Raw genomic sequence first — 10,320 nt, 5'->3', positions numbered from 1 at the left:
GTCACGCAGATCCGCACGCGCTACACGGTCGTGCGCGGCCTCGACGGCGTGGAGACGCTGATCCCGAACGAGAAACTCATCACCGACGTGGTGCAGAACCAGTCGTCGTATCTCACGCGCGGCTACGCGAAGGCGGCGGTGCAGGTGGCTTACGGCACGGACCTCGAGGTCGCGATGGCGCTGCTCGCACGCGCGGCCGAGGGGGTGGCGCGCGTGCTCGCCGATCCGGCCCCGACACCGTATCTCGCGAGCTTCGGCTCCGACGGCATCAATCTCGAACTCGGTTTCTGGATCGCCGATGCGGCCAATGGCACCTCCGGCGTGCGCTCGGCCGTCAACCTGAACATCTGGCGCCTGTTCAGCGAGCACGGCATTTCGATCCCTTTCGCGCAGCGCGAGGTGCGCATCATCGGCTCGCCGGCCATGGTTGCTGAAGCGGGCGGCGCGGCGCAATACGGGGCCGTATCGGCCGGGGCGGAGCCGGCTTCAGGTTAGTGGGGCCGAAAGGTGCGGCAAAGCGCCTCTCGGCTGCATCCAGTAGTTGACTCGGCCACTAATCTGGAAAAAAATCTTCATTTGTTACAAACACTTGGAACGGTTCTAGTAGAATGCCGTCCAACTACTCCTAATCGCTTTCACTTTCTTGACACTGGCGCGTGACTGAAAGGCCACCGCGCTTCGTTTCACGGGTAAAAACCTTGCTGAACTCCCTGCTTGATTTCCTCGCCCACGGGGTGCTCCACTTCTCATGGTGGCAGATCGTGCTGTTCGCGGCGGTGGCGACCCACATCACGATCATCGGCGTGACGGTCTATTTGCACCGCTGCCAGGCGCACCGCGCGCTCGATCTGCATCCCATCGCGAGCCACTTCTTCCGGTTCTGGCTGTGGATGACCACGGGCATGCTGACGGGCCAGTGGGCGGCGATTCACCGCAAGCACCACGCCAAGTGCGAAACCGAGGAAGATCCGCACAGCCCGCAAACGCGCGGCATCTGGAAGGTGCTGCTCGAGGGCGCCGAGCTCTATCGCGCCGAAGCGAAGAACGAAGAAACGCTGCGCCGCTTCAGCCACGGCACGCCCAACGACTGGATGGAGCGCAACGTCTACACGCGCTATCCGATTCTCGGCGTGAGCATCATGATGGTGATCGACGTCGCGCTGTTCGGCGCAGTCGGCCTCACCGTGTGGGCCGTGCAGATGGCGTGGATTCCGTTCTGGGCGGCCGGCGTCGTGAACGGCCTCGGCCACTTCTGGGGCTACCGCAACTTCAATTCCGCTGACGCCAGCACGAACCTCTTGCCGATCGGCATCATCATCGGTGGCGAAGAGCTGCACAACAACCACCACACCTTCGCGACTTCCGCGAAGCTCTCGAACAAGTGGTACGAGTTCGACATCGGCTGGATGTACATCCGTATGATGTCGGCCGTCGGCCTCGCCAAGGTCAAAAAGGTCGCGCCCACGCCGCGCCTCGACAAGAACAAGCTCGTGCCCGACCACGAAACGCTGCAGGCCGTGCTGTCGAACCGCTACGAAGTGATGGCGCGCTATGCGAAGGCCGTGAAGCAGGCGTATCGCCAGGAGCTCGCGCATCTGAAGGAAGTGGGCGAGCGCGAGAAGTACAAGGTCATGCGCGGCGCGCGCAAGTGGTTCGACAAGGAAGAGGCGAGCCTCGACGAGCCGCAGAAGCGTCAGCTGCCGCAAATTTTCGCGAACAGCCAGAAGCTGCGCACTTACATCGAGCTGCGCAACGAACTGGCCGCGATCTGGGAACGTTCGAGTGCCTCGCGCGAACAACTGCTCACGCAGCTCCAGGATTGGTGCCATCGCGCCGAACAAAGCGGCATCAAGGCGCTGCAGGAGTTCGCGTCGCGTCTGCGCCGCTACGCCTGAGTAGACTTTTTCGCATCAGGGTCTTTTGCGCCGTCAGTGCCGCGAAAAAAAATCCATTAGAATTCAGGTACGTCACAAAACCCCGCGTTGGCGGGGTTTTTCTTTTTGAGGCTGCGGAAAAGCCGCGGCCATCAGCAGGGCAGAGGAGATCATGAGTAGTCAGGTGATCAGGAAGGTCGAATACGACCGGCCGCAGGGAGCCGTCTGCAGCGTTGGACAGGCGTGGGCGCGCGTGCCCGATGCGCCGTCCGCGGCAGAGCGCGTTGCGTTGAAGGAGCGAGTTCGCGCATTGCTCAAGCGCGAGAAAGCGGTGCTCGTCGCGCACTATTATGTGGATCCCGAATTGCAGGAGCTCGCCGACGAAACCGGCGGCTGCGTGGCCGATTCGCTCGAGATGGCGCGCTTCGGCCGCGATCACGAGGCGCAGACGCTCGTCGTGGCGGGCGTGCGCTTCATGGGCGAGACCGCAAAGATCCTGAGCCCGAACAAGCGCATCCTCATGCCCGACCTCGACGCGACCTGCTCGCTCGATCTGGGCTGTCCGATCGACGAGTTCTCGGCGTTTTGCGACGCGCATCCGGACCGCACGGTCGTCGTCTACGCGAACACGAGCGCGGCCGTGAAGGCCCGCGCGGACTGGATGGTCACGTCATCGATCGGTCTGGAGATCGTCGCCGACCTGCACGCGAAGGGCGAAAAGATTCTCTGGGCGCCGGACCGGCACCTGGGCAGCTACATCCAGAAGAAGACGGGTGCGGACATGCTGCTATGGCAGGGCTCGTGCCTTGTGCACGACGAATTCAAGGGCATCGAGCTCGACCTGCTGCGCGCCGAATATCCCGACGCCAAGATCCTCGTACACCCCGAGTCGCCGGAAGGCGTGGTCGCGCTTGCTGATGTGGTCGGCTCGACCACGCAGCTGATCGATGCGGCCGTGAAGCTCGATGCGCAACGCTTCATCGTCGCGACCGACCTCGGCATCCTGCACAAGATGCGCCTCGCGGCGCCGGGCAAGACCTTCATCGAAGCGCCCACGGCCGGCAACAGCGCCACCTGCAAGAGCTGCGCGCATTGCCCGTGGATGGCCATGAACGGTCTCGCGAACCTCGCCGACGTGCTCGAGCGCGGCCACAACGAGATCCACGTCGACGCTTCGCTCGGCGAGCGTGCCCGCCTGCCGATCGACCGCATGCTGGCGTTCGCGGCCGAGCACAAGCGCCGCGTGCAGGCGAGTGGCGACCTCGCACGCGACGGCGCGCTGTTCTCGCAGGTGGGGGCGGCATGATGGGCGCGCTCGAATTGCTCGCAGTCGACGCCGTTTCGCCCGTGCTCGAAGCAGTGCGCGCGCAGTACGGCGCGGCCTTCGACGCCGCGATCGTGCGCAACGTGGCCGACGCGCTCGAAGAAGACGTCGGCCCCGGTGACAAGACGGGCCGCCTCGTGCCCGCCGACGAGATGCGCGACGCGCGCATCATCGTGCGCGAAGAGGCCGTGCTGTGCGGCGTGCTGTGGTTCGACGGCGTGGTGAAGCGTGTCGACCCGCGCATCGAGGTGCGCTGGCACTATCGCGAAGGCGACCGCATGGCGGCCGACACGGCCGTGTGCTCGCTGCGCGGCCCGGCGCGCTCGCTGCTGACCGCCGAGCGCAACGCGATGAACTTCCTGCAGCTGCTTTCGGGCGTGGCGAGCGTGACGCGCCGCTACGTCGACATGATCGCGCACACGAGTACCCGCATTCTGGACACGCGCAAGACGCTGCCTGGCTTGCGTCTTGCGCAGAAGTACGCGGTGCGCGTGGGCGGCGGCGCGAACCAGCGCCTCGCGCTTTACGACGGCATCCTGATCAAGGAAAACCATATCGCCGCGGCGGGCGGGGTGGGCGCTGCGATGGATGCGGCGCTTGCGCTCGATGCGGGCGTGCCGATCCAGATCGAAGTCGAAACGCTCGAGCAGCTCGAAACGGCGCTCGCACACGGCGCGAAGTCGGTGCTGCTCGACAACTTCTCGTTCGACATGATGCGCGAGGCCGTGAAGCTCACGGCCGGGCGAGCGGTGCTCGAAGTCTCGGGCGGCGTGAACTTCGAGACGGTGCGCACGATCGCGGAAACGGGCGTGGACCGCGTATCCATCGGCGCGCTGACGAAAGATGTGCGCGCGACGGACTTCTCGATGCGCATCGTCTGAGTTCGCGTTTTCGATTCGCTGTATCCAATGAAAAGGCCGCCTCGCAATGAGGCGGCCTTTGCTTTTGCTGCGCGGCGTAGGCGGCTCGGCAAACCCGTTCAGGACACCGTGCGATTGCGCACGTGCTCCGGCGCAAGCACCGTCGGCAACGCCTTGGGCAGCGAGTTCGGCCAGTCGCGGCTGTAATGCAGGCCCCGGCTCTCGCGGCGCGAGCGCGCGCTTTCCACGATCAGCGAGGCCACTTCCACGAGGTTGCGCAATTCGAGCAGGTCGCGCGTGACGCGGAAATTTGCGTAGTACTCGAGAATTTCGTCGCGCAGGAGCGCGATGCGATGCTGCGCGCGTTCGAGCCGCTTGTCGGTGCGAACGATACCGACGTAGTTCCACATCAGGCGGCGCAATTCGTCCCAGTTGTGCGCGACCACGACTTCCTCATCGGAATCGGACACGCGGCTTTCGTCCCAGTCGGGCAGCGGCGCATGCGCACCCGCGCCGAAGCCCTCTGCCTCGATCGCCTCGGCGGCCGACCTGCCGATCACGAGACACTCCAGCAGCGAATTGCTCGCGAGCCGGTTCGCGCCGTGCAGCCCGGTGTACGAGGTCTCGCCGACCGCATAGAGGCCCGCGAGGTCCGTGCGCCCCGCAAGATCGGTGACGACGCCGCCACACGTATAGTGCGCGGCGGGCACGACGGGAATCGGTTCTTTCGTGATGTTGATGCCGAACTCGCGGCAGCGCGCGAGGATGGTCGGGAAGTGCTCTTCGAGGAACGCCGGCGGCTGGTGGCTGATATCGAGATGGACGCAATCGATGCCGTGCCGCTTGATCTCGAAGTCGATCGCGCGGGCGACGATGTCGCGCGGCGCGAGCTCGGCACGCGCGTCGTGCGCGGGCATGAAGCGCGTGCCGTCGGGCAGGCGCAGCACGCCACCTTCGCCACGCACGGCTTCCGAAATCAGGAACGACTTGGCGTGCGGGTGGAAGAGGCAGGTGGGGTGGAACTGGATGAACTCCATGTTTGCCACGCGGCAGCCCGCGCGCCATGCCATGGCAATGCCGTCGCCGGTGGCCGTGTCGGGATTCGTCGTGTAGAGGTATACCTTGCCCGCGCCGCCCGTGGCGAGCACCGTGTGCGGCGCCTGGATCGTCACCGTGCGATCGTTTTTCAGGTCGAGCGCGTAGAGTCCGTGGCAGCGCCGGCCGGGCAGGCCGAGCCGGTCGGACGTGATGACGTCGATCGCCTGATGGTCTTCGAGGATCGTGATGTTCGGGTGCGAACGTGCGCGCTCGAGCAGCGTCTGCACGACCGCGTGGCCGGTGGCGTCGGCGGCGTGAATGATGCGGCGGTGGCTGTGGCCGCCTTCGCGCGTGAGGTGAAAGCCGAGTTCGGCGGCGGCATCCTTCGTGAAGGGCACATCCTGCGCGATCAGCCATTCGATGGCCTCGCGGCCATGCTCGACGATGTAGCGCGTCGCCGCTTCGTCGCATAGGCCGCCGCCTGCCACGAGCGTATCGTCCACATGGTTTTCCACGCTGTCGGCCGAATCGAGCACGGCGGCAATGCCGCCCTGGGCGCGGTCGCTCGCGCCTTCGCTCATGGCGCGCTTGGCGATCACCACGACGCGACGCGTGTCGGCGAGATTCAGTGCGACGCTCAGTCCTGCGAGGCCGCTGCCGACGATCGCTACATCAAAATTCATGATCCTGCTTCTCCGTCTCTCTTGTTCTGCGCTTTTTGCCGCCACTTTTTGCAGCCGCCTTTTGCAGCCGTGTGGCGCTGTCACACACAGATGACGCGCGTGTGGCGGCGGGTAAAGCGGGAAGCATACTCCGAGAGAGGATTGAACGCACAGCCGTAGTTGCGGTGCGGCCGGTAAAACACCATTGCGCGGCCCGGAAAGCGTGCACAGCGCGCGCATAAAGAAAAAACCCCGCTAAAAAGCGGGGTCTTTTCTGTCTTCGTCAGGCTCGAAACCGGATCAAGTTACTTGATCTTGGTTTCTTTGTACTCGACGTGCTTGCGAACAACCGGGTCGAACTTCTTGATCGACATTTTTTCCGGCATGTTGCGCTTGTTCTTCGTGGTCGTGTAGAAGTGACCCGTACCTGCGGTCGACTCGAGCTTGATCTTGTCGCGGATGCCCTTGGCCATGATTTACTCCTTACAGTTCGCCGCGTGCGCGCAGGTCTGCGAGCACGGAATCGATGCCGTTCTTGTCGATCAGGCGCAGGCCTGCGTTCGAGATGCGCAGACGCACCCAACGGTTTTCGCTTTCAACCCAGAAACGGCGGTTTTGCAGATTCGGGAGGAAACGGCGCTTGGTCTTGTTGTTCGCGTGGGAAACGTTGTTGCCGCTCATCGGCGCTTTCCCAGTGACTTGGCATACTCGTGCCATGAGAGCACTCCTGGTAATTCTGAGTTCGAGAGCCACTGAAGTTTCCCCAGGCGAAATATGGCCGGAAAGGAGCGCTCACGTATGGATGAGAGACAACCTCGAACCCAGCGCATATTCCCCCCTAGAATGCCTTGATGGGCTTCGGAACAGGGTTGGAAATAAGCAAACAGCGATTTTAGCAGAAAAATCCCAGGAAAATCAAACCCGATTTGCGGATGTCGTCGTGCGCCGCATGCGGCATCGCCTCAGTTCCAGCCGTGGCGCGCAAACGAAAACGTTTCGCGCGCGCCAATCACGAGGTGGTCGACGAGTTGAACCTCCACGAGCGCGAGTGTTTCGCGCAGCACCCGCGTAAGCCGCCGGTCGCTTGCGCTCGGCTGCACCGCGCCTGACGGATGGTTATGCGCGACGATCAGGCTCGCGGCGTTCAACATGAGCGCGCGCCGCACGATCTCCCGAGGATACACCGTCATGCGAGTGAGCGAGCCGCGCGAACTTTCTTCCGAGCGGATCAGGCGATGGCGCGCGTCGAGAAAAAGGCACACGAACACCTCGTGCGGCCGCCCGCCGATCAGGAGCCGCAGATAGTCCTCGACCGCGCCGGGAGAGTCGACGAGCGGTTTATCGTCCAGCGCTTCGGCGAGCGCTCGCCGGGCGAGCTCCGTTACGGCCTGCAGCGTCGCGGCCTTTGCGGGGCCGATGCCGCGCAGGCCCTCGAAGTCTTCGTGCTGGGCGTCGAGCATCGCGCGCAGCGAGCCGAAGCGGGCGAGCAGCGAGCGGGCTACCTCGAAAACGTCGTGGCCCGGCAATCCCGAGCCCAGCAGGATCGCGAGCAGTTCGACGTCCGAAAGCGCGGCCGGGCCGGCGGCGCGCAGCCGCTCGCGGGGCATGTCGCGGCGGCGTGCCACCGGCGGCGCGACGTCGCGAGCCGGTCCGCGCTCAGCGCAGCCGGGGCCGGGTGGGGCGAGGGCGCCGCCATCGTCCTCGTTGTGTGCCGCTCCCGGCATACAGGCGAATTGAGTCATGGCAATCTCCAGGGGGCGGCCCGCAGCTCGCGGCACAAGCGTGCGTTCATGGCGGCAGTGCACAATCGCGCCGCGACCGCCCCGGCCAAGTGGCTTACAATGGGTATTTTCCGGTGACCCAACGGGGGCCGGACCAGCGCCTTGCGGCGCGCACGCGCGAAGCGCGCGTTCCGACAAAACGAGTTACGCATGAGCATCATCGACATCTCCGAAGTGAAGCCCGGTTCCCACGTGACGCTGCATTACCGGCTTTCGCTCGCCGATGGCACCGAAATCGTCAATACCTTCGTCGACCGCCCCGCCACGCTCCTGATGGGCGCTGGCCAGCTCGCGCCGCCGCTGGAGGATATTTTGCAGGGCCTGAAGGTGGGCCACCACTCGACCTTTCAGCTAGTGCCCGGCGTCGCCTTTGGCCAGCGCAATCCCGACCTGATCCAGCGCGTCTCGCTCAAGGCCCTGCGCGATAACGGCATGATCGGCGAGGACTTCAATCCCGGCGACCTGATCGAGTTCAATGCTCCCGACGGCGGGCGCTACGCAGGGGTGCTCAAGGAAGTGAACGAGACCTCGGCGCTGTTCGATTTCAACCATCCGCTCGCAGGCCAGGCGGTTGCGTTCGAAGTGCAAATCATCGGAATCCTCTAAAGCCCATGACCACCACGGACACGTCCCTCATCGCTGAACTGGCCGACGCGGAGGTCTTGCTCGCCCAGCCTCGCGGCTTCTGCGCCGGCGTCGATCGGGCGATCGAGATCGTCGAGCGCGCCATTCAGCTTCACGGCGCTCCGATCTACGTACGCCACGAGATCGTCCACAACGCCTATGTCGTCGAAGACCTGCGCAAGAAAGGCGCGATCTTCATCGAGCAGCTCGATGAGGTGCCGTCCGGCAATACCGTGATCTTCAGTGCGCACGGCGTCTCCAAAGCGGTGCGCTCCGACGCCGAGGCGCGCGGCCTGCGTGTCTACGACGCGACCTGCCCGCTCGTCACCAAGGTGCACGTCGAAGTCGCGAAGATGCGCGACGAGGGTCTCGACATCGTCATGATCGGCCACAAGGGCCACCCGGAAGTGGAAGGCACGATGGGGCAGGTGGCCGAGGGCATGTACCTTGTCGAAGATATCGCCGACGTCGCCGCGCTGAAGCTGCGCGATCCGCAGCGCGTGGCGTTCGTCACGCAAACCACGCTTTCGGTGGACGATGCCGCGGAGATCATCGCCGCGCTCAAGGCGCGCTTTCCAGGTATTCGCGAGCCCAAGAAGCAGGACATCTGCTATGCGACGCAGAATCGCCAGGACGCCGTCAAGTTCATGGCGCCGCAATGCGATGTCGTGATCGTGGTCGGAAGCCCGAACAGCTCCAATTCGAACCGGCTGCGCGAAGTGGCCGAGAAGCGCGGCATTCCCGCCTATATGGTGGATGCCCCCGAGCAGATCGATCCACAGTGGCTCGTGGGCAAGCGTCGCATTGGCCTCACGGCCGGAGCGTCGGCTCCCGAGGCGCTTGCGCAGGAGATCATTCGCCGCCTGCACGAATTGGGCGCGCGCAACGTGCGGGCGCTCGAGGGCATCGAGGAGAACATCGCGTTCCCGTTGCCGCGCGGCCTTGGCCAGCCGGCCTGACACGGTCCGCCTTCATGCGAGAAGCGCGCCTTGGGCGCGCTTTTTTCATGGCCAGACGGAAGTGAAAGGCGATTAATAAGGGGCGGATTAAGAAAAAATGCAGGTTAACCGATCGTTGGCCTGGTGTTTTTATTAGTGTTTTCGCTAGCGTGTGATACCGAGTCGCGTGGTGTGACCCCGTATTATCGATCTCCCTGACGCGTTTTCAGCCAAAGCGCACCAGCCCGGGGCAGCATTTTTATGCCATCTTTTAAATATCTTGTATCCGACCCGATGCCCGGCTGGCAAGGCATTGCGGCCATAGCCCGCAACACATGATGCGAGCATCGCCGATTTTTGGTGCAACTGATGCACGAAAATGCGGCGCAACCCAAGGTGCAACTCCTCGGCGACTGTTATGCGGAAATATGGTTGCAATGCAGGAAAACCCTGCCGGTTCGACAATATTGCCCGTCGCATAATTGGCGTTACAATGCGCGCGTTCTGACGGCTGGATGTCGGCCAGAAGGCCATCAGGCAAGCATTTCGGAAGGCGCAGGAGACCTGACTCATGCAAGTCGAGTTTGCTTTTGCCGCGTCTTCGGCGGCTGTGGTTGCGCCACGCACAGCGTGGAGCAGCTGCGCTGCCGAGGCAGGCATGAACGCGACATCTATCATGCCTGGCATGCAGATTGCTTTTGTATGCACCGGCGTTGTTGTGCCGGTTCGCCGCTTTGGCGCTGTGGATCTCGCGGGCGAGATCGCGCAGTGCCTGGGCGGTCCGGAAGAGGGAGTCATGACGGCTGACACATTCACGGTTGCCGGCCGCGAGGCTTGCCGCGAAGACGTCGCCGCGAACGTGACAGGTAGTTGAACCCGACGGCACCGAACCATCCGACGGTGCCGTTTTTGCATCCGCTTCCGGCGAGCCTGCCGCTGCTACACAGCGACAACGCGAACCGGGTGCGGCCAACCGTTACCGGTCTTTTACTTCAGTACCCGAGAGTGTCGTTGCGGTTCCGTAAAACATCGCCCACCGGCCGATGACGAGCGCGAATCCGGTCGCACGGGCTAAGGAGCATTAAATGGATATTTTCATCCAGCAGATCCTGAATGGGCTGGTGCTTGGCAGCATCTACGCCATCATCGCACTGGGCTACACCATGGTGTACGGGATTCTGGGCATCATCAACTTCGCGCACGGCGACGTGCTCATGGT

At 63.7% G+C, this 10,320-nt stretch carries 12 protein-coding genes; 8 read left to right on the top strand and 4 right to left on the bottom strand.

From position 1 onward, the window contains the following. The 4 genes from VMJ11_RS13480 to nadC all read left to right on the top strand — a co-directional run. Positions 1-495, top strand: a 495-nt coding sequence (locus VMJ11_RS13480) for a mechanosensitive ion channel family protein (RefSeq protein ID WP_325619896.1), incomplete at its 5' end; no start/stop codon positions are given. Between the two features lie 203 nt (positions 496-698). Further along, positions 699-1,895 (top strand): DesA family fatty acid desaturase, encoded by a 1,197-nt coding sequence (locus VMJ11_RS13475; RefSeq protein WP_325619895.1) that lies wholly within the window; start codon positions 699-701, stop codon positions 1,893-1,895. Positions 1,896-2,046: 151 nt separating this feature from the next. Beyond that, positions 2,047-3,180: a quinolinate synthase NadA gene (gene nadA, locus VMJ11_RS13470; protein WP_325619894.1), complete on the top strand. Its 1,134-nt coding sequence runs from the start codon at positions 2,047-2,049 to the stop codon at positions 3,178-3,180. Further along, positions 3,180-4,079: a carboxylating nicotinate-nucleotide diphosphorylase gene (nadC, locus tag VMJ11_RS13465; RefSeq protein WP_325619897.1), complete on the top strand. Its 900-nt coding sequence runs from the start codon at positions 3,180-3,182 to the stop codon at positions 4,077-4,079. Before nadA ends, nadC begins: the two co-directional genes overlap by 1 nt. A gap of 98 nt (positions 4,080-4,177) precedes the next feature. Here the strand turns inward: nadC and nadB are convergent, their stop codons facing one another. The 4 genes from nadB to radC all read right to left on the bottom strand — a co-directional run bounded on the left by nadB (position 4,178) and on the right by radC (position 7,482). Next, positions 4,178-5,779: an L-aspartate oxidase gene (gene nadB, locus VMJ11_RS13460; RefSeq protein ID WP_325619893.1), complete on the bottom strand. Its 1,602-nt coding sequence runs from the start codon at positions 5,777-5,779 to the stop codon at positions 4,178-4,180. Positions 5,780-6,063: 284 nt separating this feature from the next. Beyond that, a complete protein-coding gene (rpmG, locus tag VMJ11_RS13455; RefSeq protein WP_027817504.1) occupies positions 6,064-6,231 on the bottom strand; it encodes a 50S ribosomal protein L33 in 168 nt (55 codons plus the stop codon). Between the two features lie 10 nt (positions 6,232-6,241). After that, positions 6,242-6,475, bottom strand: coding sequence for a 50S ribosomal protein L28 (gene rpmB, locus VMJ11_RS13450; RefSeq protein WP_027794135.1), 234 nt, complete (start codon positions 6,473-6,475; stop codon positions 6,242-6,244). A gap of 245 nt (positions 6,476-6,720) precedes the next feature. Beyond that, entirely contained in the window at positions 6,721-7,482 is a 762-nt protein-coding gene (gene radC / locus VMJ11_RS13445) for a RadC family protein (protein WP_414694388.1), read from the bottom strand. 207 nt (positions 7,483-7,689) lie between these two features. Between radC and VMJ11_RS13440 the strand changes: the two genes are divergently transcribed. The 4 genes from VMJ11_RS13440 to VMJ11_RS13425 all read left to right on the top strand — a co-directional run. Then, positions 7,690-8,145: a peptidylprolyl isomerase gene (locus VMJ11_RS13440; protein WP_325619891.1), complete on the top strand. Its 456-nt coding sequence runs from the start codon at positions 7,690-7,692 to the stop codon at positions 8,143-8,145. A gap of 5 nt (positions 8,146-8,150) precedes the next feature. After that, complete coding sequence (gene ispH / locus VMJ11_RS13435) at positions 8,151-9,122, top strand: 4-hydroxy-3-methylbut-2-enyl diphosphate reductase (protein ID WP_325619890.1); 972 nt, start codon at positions 8,151-8,153, stop codon at positions 9,120-9,122. A 550-nt stretch (positions 9,123-9,672) separates the two neighbouring features. Beyond that, the gene (locus VMJ11_RS13430; RefSeq protein WP_325619889.1) at positions 9,673-9,975 is read left to right on the top strand and encodes a hypothetical protein; all 303 of its coding nucleotides are present in this window, start codon (positions 9,673-9,675) and stop codon (positions 9,973-9,975) included. A 211-nt stretch (positions 9,976-10,186) separates the two neighbouring features. Beyond that, a partial coding sequence (locus VMJ11_RS13425; RefSeq protein WP_414694387.1) for an ABC transporter permease subunit occupies positions 10,187-10,320 on the top strand: 134 nt, incomplete at its 3' end.

The sequence above is a fragment of the Paraburkholderia sp. genome, from assembly GCF_035501035.1.
In the GTDB taxonomy this organism is placed as follows: domain Bacteria; phylum Pseudomonadota; class Gammaproteobacteria; order Burkholderiales; family Burkholderiaceae; genus Paraburkholderia.
Note: the sequence above shows the minus strand (reverse complement) of the source record. Positions and strands in the feature narration are given on the sequence as shown.

Excerpts from the sequence above, each read along its gene's own strand:
- rpmB (WP_027794135.1), bottom strand. The coding sequence starts at position 6,475 with ATGGCACGAGTATGCCAAGTCACTGGGAAAGCGCCGATGAGCGGCAAC.
- VMJ11_RS13440 (WP_325619891.1), top strand. The coding sequence starts at position 7,690 with ATGAGCATCATCGACATCTCCGAAGTGAAGCCCGGTTCCCACGTGACG.
- VMJ11_RS13430 (WP_325619889.1), top strand. The coding sequence starts at position 9,673 with ATGCAAGTCGAGTTTGCTTTTGCCGCGTCTTCGGCGGCTGTGGTTGCG.
- nadC (WP_325619897.1), top strand. The coding sequence starts at position 3,180 with ATGGGCGCGCTCGAATTGCTCGCAGTCGACGCCGTTTCGCCCGTGCTC.
- rpmG (WP_027817504.1), bottom strand. The coding sequence starts at position 6,231 with ATGGCCAAGGGCATCCGCGACAAGATCAAGCTCGAGTCGACCGCAGGT.
- ispH (WP_325619890.1), top strand. The coding sequence starts at position 8,151 with ATGACCACCACGGACACGTCCCTCATCGCTGAACTGGCCGACGCGGAG.
- radC (WP_414694388.1), bottom strand. The coding sequence starts at position 7,482 with ATGCCGGGAGCGGCACACAACGAGGACGATGGCGGCGCCCTCGCCCCA.
- nadA (WP_325619894.1), top strand. The coding sequence starts at position 2,047 with ATGAGTAGTCAGGTGATCAGGAAGGTCGAATACGACCGGCCGCAGGGA.
- nadB (WP_325619893.1), bottom strand. The coding sequence starts at position 5,779 with ATGAATTTTGATGTAGCGATCGTCGGCAGCGGCCTCGCAGGACTGAGC.